This window comes from Bradyrhizobium lablabi, assembly GCF_018131005.1.
Lineage (GTDB): Bacteria > Pseudomonadota > Alphaproteobacteria > Rhizobiales > Xanthobacteraceae > Bradyrhizobium > Bradyrhizobium lablabi_D.
Genome location: NZ_JAFCJK010000001.1, coordinates 602,971 through 622,128 on the forward strand (window position 1 = coordinate 602,971; position 19,158 = coordinate 622,128).

20 protein-coding genes are annotated in these 19,158 nt (G+C 64.6%); 12 read left to right on the forward strand and 8 right to left on the reverse strand.

Annotation, left to right across the window (positions count from 1 at the left end; translation table 11 throughout):
• Positions 1–10: 10 nt before the first annotated feature.
• A complete protein-coding gene (locus JQ553_RS02800; protein ID WP_212498350.1) occupies positions 11–856 on the reverse strand; it encodes a methyltransferase domain-containing protein in 846 nt (281 codons plus the stop codon).
• 78 nt (positions 857–934) lie between these two features.
• On the opposite strand from JQ553_RS02800, the gene JQ553_RS02805 reads away from it, so the two are divergent.
• The 5 genes from JQ553_RS02805 to JQ553_RS02825 all read left to right on the forward strand — a co-directional run bounded on the left by JQ553_RS02805 (position 935) and on the right by JQ553_RS02825 (position 3,965).
• Positions 935–1,744: a ComF family protein gene (locus JQ553_RS02805; protein WP_212498351.1), complete on the forward strand. Its 810-nt coding sequence runs from the start codon at positions 935–937 to the stop codon at positions 1,742–1,744.
• A gap of 29 nt (positions 1,745–1,773) precedes the next feature.
• Positions 1,774–2,046 (forward strand): glutaredoxin 3, encoded by a 273-nt coding sequence (grxC, locus tag JQ553_RS02810; RefSeq protein WP_212498352.1) that lies wholly within the window; start codon positions 1,774–1,776, stop codon positions 2,044–2,046.
• A complete protein-coding gene (locus JQ553_RS02815; RefSeq protein ID WP_212498353.1) occupies positions 2,046–2,924 on the forward strand; it encodes a carbon-nitrogen hydrolase family protein in 879 nt (292 codons plus the stop codon). The genes grxC and JQ553_RS02815 overlap by 1 nt, the downstream gene beginning before the upstream one ends.
• Positions 2,921–3,382 carry a DUF1178 family protein gene (locus tag JQ553_RS02820; protein ID WP_212498354.1) on the forward strand — a complete coding sequence of 154 codons (462 nt, stop codon included), beginning with the start codon at positions 2,921–2,923 and terminating at the stop codon, positions 3,380–3,382. Before JQ553_RS02815 ends, JQ553_RS02820 begins: the two co-directional genes overlap by 4 nt.
• 142 nt (positions 3,383–3,524) lie before the next feature.
• The gene (locus tag JQ553_RS02825) at positions 3,525–3,965 is read left to right on the forward strand and encodes an EamA family transporter (RefSeq protein WP_212498355.1); all 441 of its coding nucleotides are present in this window, start codon (positions 3,525–3,527) and stop codon (positions 3,963–3,965) included.
• 58 nt (positions 3,966–4,023) lie between these two features.
• Here the strand turns inward: JQ553_RS02825 and JQ553_RS02830 are convergent, their stop codons facing one another.
• The 3 genes from JQ553_RS02830 to JQ553_RS02840 all read right to left on the reverse strand — a co-directional run bounded on the left by JQ553_RS02830 (position 4,024) and on the right by JQ553_RS02840 (position 6,322).
• Positions 4,024–4,923: an EamA family transporter gene (locus JQ553_RS02830; RefSeq protein WP_212498356.1), complete on the reverse strand. Its 900-nt coding sequence runs from the start codon at positions 4,921–4,923 to the stop codon at positions 4,024–4,026.
• Between the two features lie 164 nt (positions 4,924–5,087).
• Positions 5,088–5,840 carry a bifunctional 2-polyprenyl-6-hydroxyphenol methylase/3-demethylubiquinol 3-O-methyltransferase UbiG gene (gene ubiG, locus JQ553_RS02835; RefSeq protein ID WP_212498357.1) on the reverse strand — a complete coding sequence of 251 codons (753 nt, stop codon included), beginning with the start codon at positions 5,838–5,840 and terminating at the stop codon, positions 5,088–5,090.
• 14 nt (positions 5,841–5,854) lie between these two features.
• Positions 5,855–6,322: a PH domain-containing protein gene (locus JQ553_RS02840; protein WP_212498358.1), complete on the reverse strand. Its 468-nt coding sequence runs from the start codon at positions 6,320–6,322 to the stop codon at positions 5,855–5,857.
• 175 nt (positions 6,323–6,497) lie between these two features.
• Between JQ553_RS02840 and JQ553_RS02845 the strand changes: the two genes are divergently transcribed.
• The 5 genes from JQ553_RS02845 to JQ553_RS02865 all read left to right on the forward strand — a co-directional run bounded on the left by JQ553_RS02845 (position 6,498) and on the right by JQ553_RS02865 (position 13,524).
• The gene (locus JQ553_RS02845) at positions 6,498–7,751 is read left to right on the forward strand and encodes an aspartate kinase (protein ID WP_212498359.1); all 1,254 of its coding nucleotides are present in this window, start codon (positions 6,498–6,500) and stop codon (positions 7,749–7,751) included.
• 331 nt (positions 7,752–8,082) lie between these two features.
• On the forward strand, positions 8,083–10,350 hold the full coding sequence (gene ptsP / locus JQ553_RS02850) for a phosphoenolpyruvate--protein phosphotransferase (protein ID WP_212498360.1): 2,268 nt from the start codon (positions 8,083–8,085) through the stop codon (positions 10,348–10,350).
• 54 nt (positions 10,351–10,404) lie between these two features.
• Positions 10,405–11,484, forward strand: a complete 1,080-nt coding sequence (prfA, locus tag JQ553_RS02855) for a peptide chain release factor 1 (RefSeq protein WP_212498361.1) — start codon at positions 10,405–10,407, stop codon at positions 11,482–11,484.
• Entirely contained in the window at positions 11,481–12,362 is an 882-nt protein-coding gene (gene prmC / locus JQ553_RS02860) for a peptide chain release factor N(5)-glutamine methyltransferase (protein WP_212498362.1), read from the forward strand. The genes prfA and prmC overlap by 4 nt, the downstream gene beginning before the upstream one ends.
• 433 nt (positions 12,363–12,795) lie before the next feature.
• The gene (locus JQ553_RS02865; RefSeq protein ID WP_212498363.1) at positions 12,796–13,524 is read left to right on the forward strand and encodes a DUF4167 domain-containing protein; all 729 of its coding nucleotides are present in this window, start codon (positions 12,796–12,798) and stop codon (positions 13,522–13,524) included.
• A gap of 212 nt (positions 13,525–13,736) precedes the next feature.
• On the opposite strand, the gene JQ553_RS02870 is transcribed toward JQ553_RS02865, so the two are convergent.
• The gene (locus JQ553_RS02870) at positions 13,737–14,468 is read right to left on the reverse strand and encodes a methyltransferase domain-containing protein (RefSeq protein WP_212498364.1); all 732 of its coding nucleotides are present in this window, start codon (positions 14,466–14,468) and stop codon (positions 13,737–13,739) included.
• A 131-nt stretch (positions 14,469–14,599) separates the two neighbouring features.
• Here JQ553_RS02870 and gloB point away from each other — a divergent pair, with 131 nt between their 5' ends.
• Entirely contained in the window at positions 14,600–15,367 is a 768-nt protein-coding gene (gloB, locus tag JQ553_RS02875) for a hydroxyacylglutathione hydrolase (protein ID WP_212498365.1), read from the forward strand.
• Positions 15,367–15,798: a cupin domain-containing protein gene (locus JQ553_RS02880; protein WP_212498366.1), complete on the forward strand. Its 432-nt coding sequence runs from the start codon at positions 15,367–15,369 to the stop codon at positions 15,796–15,798. The genes gloB and JQ553_RS02880 overlap by 1 nt, the downstream gene beginning before the upstream one ends.
• Before the next feature lie 84 nt (positions 15,799–15,882).
• On the opposite strand, the gene JQ553_RS02885 is transcribed toward JQ553_RS02880, so the two are convergent.
• From JQ553_RS02885 to JQ553_RS02895, 3 genes are all read right to left on the reverse strand, one after another.
• Positions 15,883–16,749, reverse strand: a complete 867-nt coding sequence (locus tag JQ553_RS02885) for a DMT family transporter (protein WP_212498367.1) — start codon at positions 16,747–16,749, stop codon at positions 15,883–15,885.
• Positions 16,750–16,864: 115 nt separating this feature from the next.
• Positions 16,865–17,590 carry an acetoacetyl-CoA reductase gene (phbB, locus tag JQ553_RS02890; RefSeq protein WP_212498368.1) on the reverse strand — a complete coding sequence of 242 codons (726 nt, stop codon included), beginning with the start codon at positions 17,588–17,590 and terminating at the stop codon, positions 16,865–16,867.
• A 171-nt stretch (positions 17,591–17,761) separates the two neighbouring features.
• Positions 17,762–18,940 carry an acetyl-CoA C-acetyltransferase gene (locus JQ553_RS02895; protein WP_212498369.1) on the reverse strand — a complete coding sequence of 393 codons (1,179 nt, stop codon included), beginning with the start codon at positions 18,938–18,940 and terminating at the stop codon, positions 17,762–17,764.
• Positions 18,941–19,158: the final 218 nt, after the last annotated feature.

A 19,158-nucleotide genomic window follows, 5' to 3' on the forward strand; every position in this document is an offset into this window, starting at 1 on the left:
CATGACGGAGCTAGGTGTTTGGCTGCCTCTTAATCGCCGCTTCCAGGCTCGCTTTGGCCGAGCCCGGCCTGAGCGGTTTCTGTTGGCTCTCGTGCGGCGCCCAGCCGGACAGCCAGACAATGTCGAACGTGGCGCGGATGCGACCGTCGGGGTCGGCGAATCGTTCGCCGTAGATCTGCGCCATGCGCAGCATGGTGGCGCGGCGGGTCGGCGTGTGGCGGCGCTCACGCAGGATGTTGGTCGCGCCCATGCGCCGCAAATCCTGCATCAGCGCAAAGGCACTGTCGTAGCGCACCACGACGCGATCGACGTCGGTGACCGGCAGAGCAAAGCCGGCCCGCTGCAGCAGCGCGCCGACATCGCGCAGATCGGCGAACGGCGCGACGCGTGGCGAGGCGCCGCCCTCGCATTCGGCCTCCGCCGCGGCGAAGCTTTGCCGCAGTTCGGTCAGCGTATCGCCGCCCAGCATCGCCGCAAGCAGCAGCCCGTCCGGCCTCAGCGCGCGGCGAATCTGCGCGAGCACGCCGGGCAAATCGTTGACGAACTGGAAGGCCAGCGCCGAGACGGCCAGGTCCAGCGATTCCGGCGGCAAGCCGAGCGCTTCGGGCGCGGAGCACTCAATGGCGTCTATCGACCCGACCCGATCGCGCAATGCATCTGCAAGCCTGCCGCCCGGCGTCCAGATATCGGCAGCGGCGGAAAACGTCCGTGCCACCGCAAGCAATCGATCCGTCATATCCTCGGCCGCGCGCTCGAGCAGGAACGTCGCCGCGCCCTCGCGCCGCGCACGCTGGAGCCGTGCGCCGAGCAGCGCGCGGTCAAACAGGAGGGGTGCCGTGGTCGGGTTCGAAGCCATGCCGGTTCGTTACGCCGGACCTTCTTCACTGGCAATCCGGAGCTTGAGCCTTGTCCTACCCGGCGCTAGCCTTGTGCCATGGGCGCCGAGTCATCACCGTCACGCATCGTCGCGAGCCGTCTCCGCGGCGCGTTTGCGACGTTCCGCGGCGTATGGACGCAGACCGCACGGCTCGCACTCGACATTGCGTTGCCGACGCTCTGCGTATCCTGCCGCGAGCCGGTCGATGGCGAGGGCGTTTGCGCCGGGTGCTGGGCCAAGCTGTCGTTCATCGCGGCGCCGTTCTGTCCGCGGCTTGGCATTCCTTTCGTCTACGATCCCGGGCCCGAGCTGCTGTCGATGGAGGCGATCGCCAATCCGCCGGCCTACCAGCGCGCCCGCGCCGCGGTTCGCTATGACGACGTGGCGCGCACCCTTGTCCATGCGCTGAAATACCAGGACCGCACCGACCTCGCGCCCGCGATGGGCCGCTGGATGGCGCGGGCGGGACGCGAATTGCTCGACGGCGCCGACCTTTTGGTTCCGGTTCCCCTGCACTGGCGGCGCGGCTGGAGCCGGCGCTACAACCAATCCGGCGTGCTCGCCAAGGTGATCTCGCGCCAGAGCGGCGTCGGGATGGCCTCAGATGCGCTCCGGCGTGTCCGCGCCACCGAGCAGCAGATCGGACTGTCGCGCAGCCAACGCGCCAGCAATGTCCAGGGGGCCTTCAAGGTCGCCGACGAGCGCAGGGCTGATATCCAGGGCCGCCGCGTGATCCTGATCGACGACGTGCTGACCTCCGGCGCCACCGTCGATTCCTGCGCGCGCGCCCTGTTGCGGGCGAAAGCTGCGCAGGTCGATGTGCTAGTCTTTGCCCGGGTTGTCGATAGCCACCGTGCTCCCATATAATGTGGTATCCCGAGCCAACCGAGCATGCCATGACGTCCGCCGTTGAAATCTATACCCGCCCGGGCTGCGGCTATTGCTCCGCAGCCAAATCCCTGCTGACACGCAAGAAGGCGGCGTTTACCGAATTGAGCATCACCAGCAATCCCGCCTACCGCGAGGAAATGTACCGCCGCGCCGGCGCCGGCTCGACTTTCCCGCAAATATTCATCGGCGAGACCCATGTCGGCGGCTGCGATGAGCTGTACGCGCTCGACCGCGACGGCAAGCTCGACGGTCTGCTCGCCAACGGAGGTGGTGCCTGATGGGCATGGACGCGACGTTCACCGCCGCCATGGTGCAGATGCGCACCTCGTTGCTGCCGGGCCCAAGCCTCGAGCAGGGCGCCCGGCTGATCCGCGAGGCGGCGGCGCAGGGTGCCGATTATGTGCTGACGCCAGAAGTCAGCAACATGATGCAGTTGAACCGCACGGCGCTGTTCGAGCACCTCGCCAGCGAAGAGGACGACAAGTCGCTGAAGGCTTATCGCGCACTTGCCGCCGAGCTGAAGATCCATCTTCACATCGGTTCGCTGGCGCTGCGTTTCTCGCCGGAAAAGGCGGTGAACCGCTCGTTCCTGATCGCGCCTGACGGCAATCTGCTCGCAAGCTACGACAAGATCCATATGTTCGATATCGACCTGCCGGGCGGCGAGAGCTATCGCGAATCCGCAAACTACCAGCCGGGCGAGACCGCCGTGATCTCGGACCTGCCCTGGGGCCGGATCGGGCTGACCATCTGTTACGACGTGCGCTTCCCGGCGCTCTATCGTGCGCTGGCCGAAGCCGGCGCCTCCTTCCTCACCGTGCCCTCCGCCTTTACCCGCAAGACCGGCGAAGCGCATTGGCATACTCTGTTGCGGGCACGCGCCATTGAAACAGGCTGTTTCGTGTTTGCCGCCGCGCAGGCCGGTTTGCACGAAAACAAGCGCGAGACCTTCGGCCATTCGCTGATCGTCGATCCCTGGGGCGAGATCATCGCCGAGGGTGGCGTCGAGCCCGGCGTGTTCCTTGCCAGGATCGATACCGCCAAGGTCGAGGCCGCGCGCAAGGCCGTGCCCTCGCTGCAACACGGCAGGCGCTTCGGGATCGCCGATCCCAAGGCTGGTCCGGAGCACCTGCACCTCGTCCGGGGCTCCGCATGATCCGCTACACCCTGCGCTGCGCGCACGCCCACGAGTTCGAAAGCTGGTTCCAGAACTCGTCGGCCTACGAAACGCAGGAACGGCGTCATTTGATCGAATGCCCGACTTGCGGTTCGACCAATGTGGAGCGCGCGATCATGGCCCCGCGGATCGTCGGCAAGAAGGGCCGCGAGACCGCCGCGCCGGCGCCGGCCGCGCCCGCGGAGGCAACGCCGACGTCGCTGATGATGGCCCATGAGCACGAACTGCGCGCCAAGCTCAAAGAGCTGCGTGACCACATCGTCAAGAACGCCGATAATGTCGGCGAGCGCTTCCCAAGGGAAGCGCGCGCCATGCATTACGGCGATATCGAGCACCGCCCTATCTATGGCGAGGCGTCACCGGAAGAGGCGCGCGCGCTGATCGACGAGGGCGTCGAGGTCTCGCCGCTGCCGACGGTTCCGGAAGACCGGAATTAGTCCACGCTCCCGTGATTGAGCGAGCGAGGCGCCCACCGTCCGCCGGAGTCTTGGCGAAGACGGAAGCAATTGCTTGTCGAGCCGTGGATCGCTTCGCTTCGCCTGCGATGACGGTTTAGGCCAATCCGCCTATGGGACGCAGATGAGCCCCGACACCTTCTCCTCCTGGCAAGTCTGGGCATTCCTCTCGGCCGTGTTTGCAGCCCTCACCGCAATCTTCGCCAAAGTCGGCGTCGAGGGCATCAACTCCGACCTCGCAACGCTCATCCGCACCGTCATCGTGCTGATCACGCTGTCGGCAATCCTGTTTGCGACCGGCCAGTTCACCCAGTCCGGCCCGATCCCGACCAGGAGCTGGATCTTCCTCTTGCTGTCCGGGCTCGGCACCGGCGCATCCTGGATCTGCTATTTCCGCGCACTCAAGCTCGGACCAGCGACGCTGGTGGCGCCAGTCGACAAATTGAGCGTGGTGCTGGTGGCGCTGTTCGGCGTGGCATTTCTCGGCGAGCGGCCATCGCTTTACGGATGGATCGGGATTGCGCTGATCTCGGCCGGCGCCATGCTGATTGCAGCCAAAGGGTGATCGAAAGCGTTTTCGAGTGAAGTGAGCCCCGGTTCGCTCGAAGAAAGCGCGTCGGAAGCTACGCAGCAACCAGCAGCGCGACACCGATCACGATCAGAATCGTGCCCGTGAGCTCGCGCGCCGAGATCGGCTGCTTGAACGAATAATAGGCGACCGCCTGCGCGAACAACACCTCGATCAGCGCCAGCGTGCGGACATTCGCCGCGGCGGTCAGCGCGAACGCCAGGAACCAGAACTGAGACGCAAACGCGCCCATGAAGCCCGCCAGCATCGATGGCCGCCACAGGCCAAGGATTTTCCAGAGCACGTCGGGAGCACGCAGCAGCAGATAGACCGACAAGATCATGGTCTGCACGAACAGCCCGAAAACCAGCGTGTAGGTTGCCGCCGTCACGAAGGAGACGCCCGGCACCGTGATGATCGCGCCGCGAAATCCGATCGCCGAAAGCGCAAATGCGGCGGCGGCGACAAGGCCGATGATCGTCGGCTTCAACTCCGCAAATCCCTTTTCGCCGCCCGGCCGCAGCGCCGTGATGACGACGCCGATGGTCGCGATCAAGATCGCCAGCACCTTCAGCCAGGTCAGGTGATCGCTGAGGAAGATGAACCCGAAGATCGCGGTCTGGATCGCCTCGGTCTTCAGGTACGCCGTCGTTACCACGAAGGAGCGATCGTTCATTGCGAGCAACATCAGCCCGGTCGCAATGATCTGACTCAGCGCGCCCAGCAGCAGCCATGGCCAAAATGCCGGCGTCGGCCACGGCACGTGGTCGCCCGTCACCGCCAACACCAGCACGAAGAAGAGCACCGAGAACGGGAAACCGAACAGGAAGCGGATGTTGGTCGCGCCCCAGGTGCCCAATGGCCCGGTCAACGATCGCTGCATCGCATTGCGCGCGACCTGCCCAAGCGCAGCGATGATCGTGAAGGGGATCCAGAGTGAGGCGATTGTAAACATATGCGAAAGGAAATCGTGTTGGGCGGGAATGGCAGGCCACCGTGCCGACTACCGCCGATACGGTCAACTGACGCAACGCATGACAGGATTGCACCAGCTCCCTCGCCCGCTCTTGCGGGGGTCGAGACGAGCGGAGGAGCTCGCTATTAGGGGACGAGGCGAGGCTACGCCTCCTCCGCCACCACCATGTAATTCACGTCCGTGTCGGATGCCATCGACCACTTGTCGGCAAGCGGATTGTAGACGACGCCGGTCTGGTCGGTGATGGTGAGGCTGACGTCGGCGAGGTAGCGCGCGAGCTCGTCGGGGGTGACGAACTTGTTCCACTGATGGGTGCCGCGCGGCAGCCAGCGCAGCACGTATTCAGCGCCGACGATCGCGAGCGCAAAGCTCTTCCAGTTGCGGTTCAGCGTCGAGACCACCATCAACCCGCCGGGCTTGAGCATCGCAGCACAGCGCTTGAGGAAGGCGCCGACATCGGTAACGTGCTCGACCACTTCCATCGCCAGCACGATGTCGAAGCGCTCGCGCACGTCCATCTCCTCCACGGTGGTGCAGCGATAGTCGATCGACAGATGGCCCTTGTCGGCATGCAACTTGGCGGCCGCGATGTTGGTGGCGGAGGGATCGATGCCGATCACCTGCGCGCCGAGCCGCGTGAACGGCTCGCAGAGCAGCCCGGCGCCGCATCCGATGTCGAGGATGCGCAGGCCGGACAAGCAGCGCAGGCTGCGCACGTTGCGCTCGAACTTGCGGCAGGCAGCGTCGCGGATGTAGGTCAGGCGCAACGGATTAATCTTGTGCAGCGGCGCCATCTTGCCGCGTGGATCCCACCATTCATCCGACAGTTTGGAGAATTTGGCGACCTCTGCCGGATCGACCGAGCTGGATGACGAGAAGCTAGACTGCATGGCCATGTTGACGCGCGCCCCTATCGCGCGGTGATGTGACTGCGGAATGCGAGCGGCGCGGCGATATTCTTGATCGTCTCGATGCCTTCGCCGACGCCACGGATGGTGACGTCGCCATAGTTGAGGATCCGTCCCAAGACGCTTTGGTTGACGTCCACGCTCTCGACCTTGTCGAGACTCATCTCGAAGGTGCGACGCGTGATGAAGCCGGTCTTGTGGACGATTCGGAAGTTAGTAACGTCGGTCTCGGTTGTCCAACGATGGAACCAGGCCGTGCCGGTCCAATACAGCGCCGCGACCGCCACCACGGCGGCGGCGGCAAGGCACAGCATGACCAGGCCGTCGACCGTCACCATGCGCGACAGAATCAGCAGCACCAGCACCACGATCCAGGCCCCGATCGCCGGCAGATAGAACATCCAGTGCGCGTTGGTCGAATACAGCACCTTTTCGCCCGGCTGCAGGATTTCGTCGATGTAACGGCCCATAATCTGCCCTGAGTCACCCCTCCGCCACAGCTCTGCCCCGAGCGGTCGAACCCCCCTCGAGGAACCGGCTTGCCCCCGAGCGCGGCGCTATGTATACGCGCGTTTCGGTCCCGGCGCTTGCGGTTTTGGGTGCGGGTGACCCTCTTATCCTCTGTCAAGGAACTGACGCGTCGTCATGGGCCGCCTCGTGATGAAATTCGGCGGTACATCCGTCGCCAATATCGATCGAATCCGCAACGTTGCGCAGCACGTGAAGCGTGAGGTCGATGCGGGGCACGAGGTTGCGGTCGTGGTGTCGGCGATGGCCGGCAAGACCAACGAGTTGGTCGCGTGGTGCACTGACGCTTCCGCGATACACGATGCGCGCGAATACGACGCGGTGGTCGCCTCAGGTGAACAGGTCACATCGGGGCTGCTTGCCATTGCGCTGCAAGGCATCGGCATCCAGGCGCGTTCGTGGCAGGGTTGGCAAATTCCAATCAAGACCTCCGACGCCCACGCCTCGGCCCGCATCCTCGAGATCGACGGCGCCGAGATCGTCGGCCGCTTCAAGGACCGCAAGGAAGTCGCCGTGATCTCCGGCTTCCAGGGCCTCAATCCGCAGACCGGCCGCATCACCACGCTCGGCCGCGGCGGCTCTGATACCTCGGCGGTGGCGATCGCCGCTGCGCTGCGCGCCGACCGCTGCGACATCTATACCGACGTCGACGGCGTCTACACCACCGATCCGCGCGTGGTGCCGAAGGCGCGCCGGCTCGACAAGATTGCGTTCGAGGACATGCTGGAGCTGGCTTCGCAGGGCGCCAAGGTCCTGCAGGTCCGTTCGGTGGAACTCGGCATGGTTCACAACATGCCGATCTTCGTCCGCTCGAGTTTCGACAGGCCCGAGGATATCGACCCACATGGCACCCCGCCCGGCACGCTGATCTGCAGCGAGGAGGAAATCATGGAAAGCCACGTCGTCACCGGCATCGCCTTTTCGAAGGACGAAGCTCAGATTTCCCTGCGCCAGATCGAGGACAAGCCGGGCGTCGCCGCCTCGATCTTCGGGCCGCTCGCGGATGCCAACATCAACGTCGACATGATCGTGCAGAATGTGTCCCAGGACGGCCAGACCACCGACCTCACCTTCACTGTTCCGGCCACCGACTATAACCGCGCCAAGGATACCATCACCTCGGCCAAGGCCAGGATCGGATATGCGCGCCTCGATACCGCGACCGACGTCGCCAAGGTGTCGGTGATCGGCAGCGGTATGCGCAGCCATGCGGGCGTCGCGGCGAAGGCGTTCAAGGCGCTGTCAGAGCGCAACATCAACATCCGCGCCATCACCACCTCCGAGATCAAATTCTCGGTACTGATCGACGCGGCCTATACCGAACTCGCCGTGCGCACGCTGCACACGCTGTACGGGCTGGATCAGACGTAGCAGTTCATGTAGGGGACACCGGTCCATAGAGAGGATCACAATCTCTCGTTCGGTTGGGCTGGTAGTCGGATTTTCTCTTAGCGGGCGCAGCATTGGGCTGACGCAGACGTTATCTGCTACTGGCAGGCGTTTTGCTTGGCAAAGCAAGCCTCGATTGGCTATACGGCCAGAGAGGTGGGCTGCCGCAAATTGTGTCACAGTTTTGGCGATCCCGATTCGGCACGGGTGGCGCTTGCGGTGATGCCGAACGATTAAAATTGTTGGCTAACGAATTTGGCGCCAACCGCCGGCAATCCCGGTGTGCTGGCCTCGCGGGGGAGGGTTCAAAGGCATGCGGAGCGCGTCGGGAGGCCCCCGCGTCTTGCTGAGACGGCTCCGCGAGACCATGGCGGAGCAAGTCTCCGCCCAGGAGCGCCTTGACAAGATCGTCGTGCTGATCGCGGCCAACATGGTGGCCGAGGTCTGCTCGACCTATGTGCTGCGGGTCGACAATACGCTCGAGCTCTATGCCACCGAGGGTCTCAACCGCGACGCCGTGCACCGCACCGTCCTCAGCGCACATGAGGGCCTTGTCGGCCTCGTCGCCAGCGAGGCGACACCGCTGAACCTCTCGGACGCGCAGAGTCATCCGGCCTTCTCCTATCGTCCGGAAACCGGCGAAGAAATCTACCATTCGTTCCTCGGCGTGCCGATCCTGCGCGCGGGCAACACGCTCGGCGTGCTTGTGGTGCAGAACCGCGCCAAGCGCACCTATGTCGAGGAAGAGGTCGAGGCGCTGCAAACCACCGCCATGGTGCTGGCGGAGATGATCGCCTCCGGCGAGCTTGCCGCGCTGGCGCAGCCCGGCGCGGAGCCCGCGGCAAGACACTCTCTGCACAAGACCGGCGCGGTCCTCTCCGACGGCATCGCGCTCGGCCATGTCGTGCTGCATGAGCCGCGCGTCGTCATCACCAATTACATTGCCGAGGACCTGCCGAAGGAAATCAAGCGGCTCGACTTGGCGCTCACGAACCTGCGCTCTGACCTCGACCGCATGCTGGAACGCGGAGACGTCGCGGACGGCGGCGAGCACCGCGAGGTCCTGGAAGCCTACCGCATGTTCGCCAACGATCATGGCTGGTCGCACAAGCTGCACGAGGCCGTCGGCACCGGCCTGACCGCGGAAGCCGCCGTCGAGCGCGTGCAGTCCGACACCCGTGCACGCATGCTGCGCTCGACCGATCCCTATCTGCGCGAACGCCTGCACGACCTCGAGGACCTCGGCCATCGCCTGATGCGCCAGCTCGTCGGGCAGGACCACGCGCCCTCGCGCGAGCAATTACCCGACAACGCCATCCTGATCGCACGCGCGATGGGCCCCGCCGCGCTGCTCGACTATGACCGCAAGCGGCTGCGCGGTCTGGTGCTCGAGGAAGGCACAGCGAACTCCCACGTCTCGATCGTGGCGCGCGCGCTCGGCATCCCCGCCGTCGGCGAGGTGCCGAACGCGCCCGGCATCGCCGATCCGGGTGACGCCATCATCGTCGACGGTACGTCCGGCGAGATCTATGTCCGCCCCTCCGCCGAGATCGAATCCGCCTATGCCGAGCGGGTGCGCTTCCGTGCCCGGCGGCAGGCGCAGTATTCGGCGCTGCGCGACAAGGCCTGCGTGACCAGGGACGGCCAGCCAATCGAGCTTTTGATCAACGCCGGGCTGACCATCGACCTGCCCCATATCGACGACACCGGCAGCGCCGGCATCGGTCTGTTCCGGACCGAATTGCAGTTCATGGTGAGCCCGAGCCTGCCGCGCAGCAGCGACCAGCTCGCGCTGTACCGCACGGTCCTCGACGCCGCGGGCACGAAGCCCGTCACCTTCCGCACACTGGACATCGGCGGCGACAAGGCGCTGCCCTATATGGAGACCGTGATCGAGGAAAATCCCGCGCTCGGCTGGCGCGCGATCCGCCTCGGCCTCGATCGTCCCGGCCTGCTGCGCGGCCAGATCCGCGCGCTGCTGCGTGCCGGCGGCGGCCGCGCGCTGAAGATCATGTTTCCGATGATTTCCGAAGTCGCCGAGTTCGACCAGGCCAAGGCGATCGTCGAGCGCGAGCTGACCTATCTGCGCCAGCACGGACATGCGCTGCCCGAACGCATCGACGTCGGCACCATGGTCGAAGTGCCGGCCCTGCTCTACCAGCTCGACGAACTCTTGAAAAAGGTCGACTTCGTCTCGGTGGGCTCAAACGACCTGTTTCAGTTCCTGTTTGCGGTCGACCGCGGCAACGCCAAGGTCTCGGAGCGCTTCGACCCCATGTCGACGCCAATCCTGCGCGCGCTGCGCGACATCGTGCGCAAGGCGCAAGCCGCGAAGAAGACGGCCTCGCTCTGCGGCGAGATGGCGTCGAAGCCGATCGGCGCACTGGCACTGATCGCGCTCGGCTATCGCTCGCTGTCGCTGTCGGCGACCGCGCATGGCCCGGTCAAGGCGATGGTCCTCGACCTCGACGCCAGGAAGGCGGAGGCGATGATCAACCCGCTGCTGGATGCGCCGTCCGGTAGCGTTTCGATCCGCGAAAAGCTGACAAAATTTGCCGAAGCCGAGGGACTGGCCTTGTAGCGACGCTGCCGTCGCCCTCGCCGCCCGCCCGCTCCCGTCGCTTGAGAACCTCGCATGTTACCCGAAGCCAAACTCGACATCCTGCTCGCTCACCACGCCTCCCTCGAGGCCGAGTTGCTGGGCCAGGTCAATTCAGAGCGCTACGTACAGATCACGCGCGAGCTCGCCGAGCTCAATCCGCTGATCGACGCCGTAAAGACCTATCGTTCAGCGCGCATCGAGCTTGCCGACACCGAAGCGCTGCTGGCGGACCCTGCGGTTGATCCGGAAATGCGCGGCATGGCGGAAGCAGAGCTCGAAACGCTGCAGGCGCGGATCGATGAACTCGAGCAGAAGATCCGCGTCGCGCTGTTGCCCAAGGACGCCATGGATGACCGCAACGTGGTGCTGGAAATCCGCGCCGGCACCGGCGGCGACGAAGCCTCGCTGTTCGCCGGCGACTTGTTCCGCATGTATGAGCGCTTCGCCGATTTGCAGGGCTGGAAGGTCGAGGTGATCTCTGCGAGCGAGGGCACCGTCGGCGGCTACAAGGAGATCATTGCCGAGGTGCGGGGCCGCGGCGCCTTCGCAAAGCTGAAATTCGAATCGGGCGTGCATCGCGTGCAGCGCGTGCCCGACACCGAAACGCAGGGCCGCATCCACACCTCGGCCGCCACGGTCGCCGTGCTCCCCGAGGTCGAGGACGTCGACGTCGAGATCAAGAACGAGGACCTGCGAATCGAGACCATGCGCGCGCAAGGAGCGGGCGGCCAGCACGTCAACAAGACCGAATCGGCGATCCGCATCACCCATATCCCGTCCGGCATCGTGGTGATGATGCAGGACAGCCGTTCGCAGCACAAGAACCGGGCATCGGCGATGAACATCCTGCGCTCGCGCATCTACGACGCCGAACGCCAGCGCGTCGACGCCGCGCGCTCGGCCGACCGCAAGGAGAAGGTCGGCTCCGGCGACCGCTCCGAACGCATCCGCACCTACAATTTCCCGCAGGGACGCGTCACCGACCACCGCATCAATCTGACCCTCTACAAGCTGCCGCAGGTGATCTCAGGCGAAGCGCTCGGCGAATTGATCGACGCGCTGACGACGGAACATCAGGCCGCGCAGCTCGCCGCGCAGGGTGCGGCGGCGTGAGTCAATCCATCGACGCCGCCCGGCGCGCGCTGGCGGCGCGCTTCAACGCTGCCGGCAACGACTCCGCCGAGCTCGACGCGCGTCTCCTGCTCGGCTTCGCGCTCGGCCTCGACCTCACTGGCATGGTCACATCGGCTCATCGCACGATCACGCCGCAGGAGTCGGAGCGTGTTGAGACTTTCGCGCAACGGCGCCTCGCCGGCGAGCCGGTCGCGCGAATCGTCGGCGTCAAGGAGTTCTGGGGACTGCCGCTCAAGCTTTCCGCGGCCACGCTGGTACCGCGGCCCGATACCGAGACCATCGTCGAGCGCGCGCTCGAGATCGTGCGCTCCGATGGCGCCACGGCTGATGGCTTGCGCATCGCCGACCTCGGCACAGGCTCCGGCGCAATCCTGCTCGCGCTGCTCTCGGAGCTGCCGACGGCGCAAGGTGTCGGCACCGACATCTCGACGGAGGCGCTGCGGACGGCGCGCGAGAACGCCGCGCAGCTCCAACTCTCCGATCGCGCGACGTTCGTCGTCTGCAACTATGCGAGTGGGCTCGAAGGTCCGTTCGACCTGATCGTGTCGAATCCGCCCTATATCCGCTCTGGTGATATCGCCGGTCTCGCTACCGAGGTGCGCGACCACGACCCGCGCGCGGCGCTCGATGGTGGGGCCGACGGGCTCGATGCCTATCGCACGCTGATCTCGCAATCTGCACGGCTGCTGGCGCCGGATGGCAGCCTTGTCGTGGAGGCAGGACACGGCCAGAGCGACGAAATTGAAGCTTTGATGACGGCGGCCGGATTAACCACAACGGAGCCCCCCAGAGCCGATCTGGCAGGTATTCCGCGGGCGGTTTCCGCCCGCCGGCTTGCCCCGATAAAGTCCTATTGAAACGCAAAAAAACCTCTTGGAATATCTCCCGGGAACGACTACGTTCCAGTCACAACATCGGTGCTGGCCCCGTAGCCTACGGGTGATGACCAGGGTTTTCGAGCGAGAGCCCGCCGATTGAAAGGTTCCAAAACCGCAGGTCGAATTGAGCGCAATAGCTGGAGCTGTGCTGCTCTGACCGCCAAGCGAACGAAAGCCGTTATTGCGCTTGAAGACTTACGTTAGAGAACTGGGCCTGTCTCGGCGGGCTGAATGATTTGGTCGCTGGCAGGAACCGCCGGCGGTTGGGGAACGCGTCTTTGCTGAACGCGATGGTCGGCGACTTCGAAGCCAATTCGGACGGTATTACGATTCCGTGTGCGTAAAGCTGCGCGCGAAATCGCGATTGAAGCGTGAACTGCAATAACTTCAGGGCTGGAATAAAAGGCGAGACATGAGAAACGGTCAGAACAACAAGCGGATGCGCAACCGAAACAATAACAATAACAATAATAATCGACGCGGCCAGAATCCCCTTACGCGGGTCTACGAATCGAATGGACCCGACATCAAGATCCGCGGCACCGCCTCCCACGTCGCCGAGAAATATGTCCAGCTCGCGCGCGACGCGCGCTCTTCCGGCGACCCCGTCGCCGCCGAAAACTACTACCAGCATGCCGAGCACTATTACCGCATCATCGCGGCTGCGCAGGAGCAGTTCCGGCAGAATCAGCAGCTGCCTCGCCCCGACGCTGAAGTGACGTCGTCGGACGACAGCTATGACGATAGCGACAGCTATTCGAGCTTTGGCCAGGAGCCGGGCTTTGTGCCGCAGCCCCAGCCGTTCATGCGCGACAACGGGCAGCAGCCCTTTCAGCGCGAACAGCAGCAGCCGCGCGAGCACCGCGAGCGCGAACATCGTCCGCAGCCGCAATATCAGCCGCAACCGCAGAATCAGCCGCAGCCGGTGCTGGCCGACGCCGGCGTCGATCGTCTGCCCTCCTTCATCACCGGAAACTCGCCGCCGCAGGTCAACGGCGCCTATGAAGGCAATGGTGGCGAGCGCGGCGAACGCAGCAACGAGCGCGGCGAGCGCTTCCCGCGCCGCCGGCGCCGCCCGCATGGCCCGCGTCCCGACATGGCCGCGCAGTCCGCGCCGAGCGAAGACTTCAACGGCGAGTAGGCCTTCGGATCGTTCGGGGTTGGCCGGCTAACGCGCGTCACGGCGTTTTCGAGCGAAGTCGAGGCCGACTCGCGCAGCGAAAACGCGTCAAAACAAGAATCGAGAGCTTCGGTCCGATTAAATCAGAACCGATGATGCTGCGTTCTGGTATTCCTGTGTTGGGCGCGCTTCGCTTTGCCCACCACAGCTCTCGCTTCACAACAAGATTACTGTCAGGCCCGCGTCGGCGATGACGGCACCAGCACCGGCTGCAGCGATGGTATGAGCCGCGTGCGCTGGCGATTTGCGGGAATCGCGCGATAGATCTGCTTGCTCGCCTCGACGATGTGCACGCCGGCGAACGGCAGTGACAGCGCAGCGCCGACGCGCTCCCACGCCGTCGCCGAACGCAGGAACCAGCCGCCGGCGACCGGCGGCATGAACAGCGCCTCGCCCCACGCCGTCGGCGTGAACCAGGTCTGCCGCAGCAATTGCGTGATCTGCGCGCGCGAATACGGCCGGCCATGGCCGAACGGCGTGGTGTCGGTGCGCGTCCACACGCCGCGGCGATTCGGAATCACCGCGATAAGCCGCCCCGACGGTGCGAGCACGCGCCAGACCTCGCGCAGCAGCCGCTCCGGATCATCAGACATTTCAAGCGCGTGCACGAGCAGCACGCGGTCGACCGCAGCTTCCTGCAGCGGCATCGAGAACTCGTCGATCAGGGTGGCCAGCGCCGGCCGGCCGGTCGGCCATTTCAGCACACCCTGAGCCGCCGGCATGAAGGCGATGCAGCGCTCACACGTTTCGCGAAACAACCCGAGATAGGGCGTCGGATAGCCGAGCCCCAGCACGCGCTGGCCCTCCGCATTGGGCCAGCGTTCGCGGATACCGCGGTTGATGAGCTGCCGCGCCACAATGCCGAGGCGCTGCGAATAGAAATCGCGCAGGTCGATGACGTCCATATCCCCAACCTAACATGCTGCCAAAGGCGGCGGGGCGCGGAAAATTGCGTTGCCGGATGAGCGTTAACGCCATATTTCACCCTTATATTGGGCGTGCTAGCGTCACGGCCCTTGCCATTCGTGGAGATGTCATGGCTGCGGAAATTCGCACTTTCACCTGCCTTACCGACAATTTTGGCTATCTGATCCACGACCCCGCGACCAAGGCGACCGCCTCGGTCGACGCGCCGGAGGCTGGCCCGATCATCCGGGCGCTGGAACGCGAAGGCTGGACGCTGACCGACATCCTGATCACCCATCACCATGGCGACCATGTTGGCGGCGTCGCCGAGCTGAAGCAGCGATATGGTTGCCGCGTCGTCGCGCCGCACGACAAGTCGACCAAGATTGCCAATGTCGACCTGCGCGTCGTCAATGCCGACGTGATCAAGGTTGGTAGCCTGCTGGCGCGAGTGGTGGAGACCCCCGGCCACACGCTCGACCATGTCTCTTATGTGTTCGACGCCGAGAAGGTAGTGTTTGCTGCCGACACGCTGTTCTCGATCGGTTGCGGACGCGTGTTCGAGGGCAACTATCCCATGATGTGGGATTCGCTTCTGAAGCTGCGCGCGCTGCCGGACGATTTTCGGCTCTATTGCGGACACGAATACACCGCGTCCAATGTGAAGTTCGCGCTCACCGTCGAACCCGACAATCCGGCGCTGAAAGCCCGCGCCGAGGAAGTGGCGAGATTGCGCGCCGAGAACAAGCCGACGGTCCCGACCCTGCTCGGTGACGAGAAAAAAGCCAATGTGTTCCTGCGCGCCGACGAGCCATCGGTCGCTGCAAGGCTGCACATGAAGGGTGCGGATCCTGCCCAGATATTCGGCGAGCTCCGCGAGCGCAAGAACAAATCCTGATGTCACAGCCCACGGCTGCCGAGATCATCGCTCGGCTCGAGCTGAAGCCGCATCCCGAAGGCGGGCATTATCGCGAAACGTTGCGCGATAAGCGATGCGACGGCTACGGCCGTGCGTGCTCGACTGCGATCTATTACCTCCTTGCGCGCGGCGAACGCGCGCATTGGCACCGCATCGATGCGGTCGAGGTCTGGCATTTCTACGCGGGCGCGCCGTTGATGCTGCAGATCACCCATGACGGCTGCACCCGACATACGGTGAGACTCGGCCCCAACGTTACGAGCGGCGAACGGCCGCAGGCGATCGTGCCGGCGGATGCGTGGCAGGCTGCGGAGAGTACCGGTGACTGGACGCTGGTCGGCTGCACGGTGGCGCCGGGATTCGAGTTCGCGAAGATCGAACTCGCGCCGAACGGCTGGCAGCCGGATTGAGTTCGTCTTGGAGCGCAATGAGATTGGGCTGAATCGTCATCGCGCTTTTAGAGCTCTTTTCACTCCATCAGAACCGATAAGGCTCTAGCGTTTCCACACCATGTCCTTTGCAGCGATCAGACCGCCGCCGGCGATCAGGATCGCGGCGACCGCGATGTTGGCGCTGGGTGTGGCAAAGCCTGCCACGATCAGGAACGCTGTCGAGAGCAATGGCGTGGCGTAGGAGGCGGCGCCCAGCACGCGGATGTCTCCGCGCTTCATGCCGATGTCCCAGGTAAAGAATGCGGCGCCCACCGGGCCGATACCAAGCGCGACGACTGCGAGCCATTGCAGCGGCGTCTCCGGCCAGATCGTAGGCTCGACCATCAGGTGCACGAGCGCCGCGAGCACAGCGGTCGCGAGACAGAAGCCCGCGACCGCATCGGTCGGCACCGCCTTGAGCCGCCGCGACATCACCGAATAGGACGCCCAGACAAAGGCGGCGACGAACGCCGCGGCAAGCCCCGGAATCTGTCCGGGCGCGAAAGCGGTGGTGTTGCCGGCGAACAGCAACACGGTGCCGGCTAATCCGAGCACCGCGCCGACGATGTGATGCGCAGCGAGCCGCTCGCCCGGCAAGAGCGAGGAGAACAGCACGATCAGGAGCGGCCAGAGATAGTTCAAGAGTCCCGCTTCCGCCGGCGGCGCGTAGCGCAGCGCGAGGAAATACAGCGCGTGATAGCCAAACAGGCCGCCGACGCCGACGGCCCAGGCCACTGGCGGCTGCCTCAAGGCGTCGAAGGCTGACGGGCGGAACAGGAAGCTTGCGAACGCGACCGACGCTCCGATCGCAAACGTCATGGCGGCGAGTTGGAACGCCGGAATCCTGCCGGTCGCAACCGTCATGACCGACAGCAGCGACCACATCAGGATGGCAGTCAATCCAACGAGGGTAGAAGTACGCGTTGTCATCGAAAGGTCCGGCGTGGCCGGACGTCCCGGCTTCGGCCCCTTGTATAGACGTCAATGCCCGGCACAAGGCCGGGCATGACAACATCATGGATAGCACTCCGCGGCGCTTCCGCGTTTATGCGTGATACTGGCCGCCATTGATGGTCAACGTCGAGCCGGTGATGAAGCCGGCATCATCGGCAGCCAGGAACAACACCGCGCGCGCGATCTCCTCGGGCTCGCCGAGGCGGCTGACCGGGATCTGCGGGATCACATTCTTTTCCAGAACGTCCTTGGGCACGGCCTGCACCATCTCGGTGTTGATGTAGCCAGGCGCGATCACGTTGACCGTGATGCCGCCCTTGGCGTTCTCCAGCGCCAAGGCCTTGGTAAAGCCGATGTCGCCGGCCTTCGCCGCGGAGTAATTGACCTGACCGAACTGGCCCTTCTGGCCATTGATCGAGGAGATCGAGATGATGCGGCCGAACTTGCGGGAGCGCATGCCCTCGATCACCTGGCGCGTCATGTTGAACAGCGAGCCGAGATTGGTGTTGATCACGGCGTTCCACTGCTCGAGCGTCATCTTGTGGAAGGCGGTGTCGCGGGTGATGCCGGCGTTGTTGACCAGCACGTCGACCGGGCCGAGATCAGCCTCGACCTTTTTTACGCCCGCCGCGCAGTCGTCGAACGAGGCGACGTCCCACTTGTAGACTGGAATGCCGGTCTCCGCCTTGAACTTCTCGGCGGCAGCGTCGTTGCCGCCGTAGGTCGCCGCAACCTTGTAGCCGGCCGCTTTCAGTCCCTTGCTGATCGCAGCTCCGATACCTCGCGTTCCGCCAGTCACCAGTGCAACACGTGCCATGTCCGTCTCCTCCTTGGCCGTCTTCTACAAGCCGGAATTGCTCCGCCTTTTACACCCGCTCACACGCCGAAACAAAAATGCCCGGCGCGAGGCCGGGCATCTTACTTATCAGCTCGCGCCGCGGTTGACAGATGTTGTTTTCATCACTCAACCCGCCACGCCGCTGTTGGTTCAGTTGCGTTCAACGCACATGGCGATGCCCATGCCGCCGCCGATGCACAGGGTCGCGAGACCCTTCTTGGCGTCGCGCTTCTGCATTTCATGCAGCAGCGTCACCAGCACGCGCGCACCCGACGCGCCGATCGGATGGCCGATCGCGATCGCGCCGCCGTTGACGTTGACCTTGGCCGGATCCCAGCCGAGATCCTTGTTGACGGCGCAAGCCTGCGCCGCGAAGGCCTCGTTGGCCTCGATCAGGTCGAGGTCGGCGATGTTCCAGCCGGCCTTCTTGAGCGCGGCGCGCGAGGCGGGGATCGGGCCGGTGCCCATGATCTTGGGATCGACGCCGGCCTGGCCCCACGACACGATGCGGGCGATCGGCTTCTTGCCCTGTCTGGCCGCTTCCTTGGCGGTCATCAGCACCACGGCAGCGGCGCCGTCATTGATGCCCGAGGCGTTGCCAGCAGTCACGGTGCCGTCCTTCTCAAAGGCCGCACGGAGCTTGCCCATTGCATCGAGCGTTGCGCCGTGGCGCGGATATTCGTCGGCATCGACCACGACGTCGCCTTTGCGGGTCTTGATGGTGACCGGAACGATCTCGTCCTTGAACTTGCCGGCCTTCTGCGCGGCCTCAGCCTTGTTCTGCGAGCCGACGGCGAACTCATCCTGCTGCGCGCGGGTGATCTGGTACTGCTTGGCGACGTTCTCGGCGGTGTTGCCCATGTGGTAGCCGTTGAAAGCATCCCACAGGCCGTCCTTGATCATGGTGTCGACCAGCTCGAGGCCACCCATCTTGACGCCGCCGCGCAGATATTGCGCGTGCGGGGCCATGCTCATCGATTCCTGACCGCCGGCGACGACGACGGAGGAATCGCCGTTGACGAGCGCCTGGTAGCCGAGCGCGACCGCGCGCAGGCCGCTCCCGCAAAGCTGGTTGACGCCCCAGGCCGGGCTCTCCACCGGGATGCCGGCGGCAATCGAGGCCTGGCGGGCCGGATTCTGGCCCTGCGCCGCGGTGAGGATCTGGCCCATAATGGTTTCGGAGATCTGGCCCGGCTCGACGCCCGCGCGCTCGAGCGCCGCACGGATGGCGATTGCGCCGAGGTCATGAGCCGGGGTGGTGGCGAACGCGCCGTTGAAGCTGCCGACGGGGGTGCGGGCGGCGCTGACGATGACGACATCGTCTGACATGGACATTCTCCTGTTGGTTATAGGCTTGGGTTTTCGACGGCGGGCGCCCGGTTGGCAAACCTGTCTCTTAACCACTCATCCTGTTAACCTGATTGAGGCATGTCAATCGGACAGTGGCTCAATTCCCGCCGCGGCGCACTCAAAATGGCGCGCTTGGCAGTTTCCTGAGCAATACCTATGCTTTGGAATTAACCGTGGCGCACAAAACGGTAGCCGAA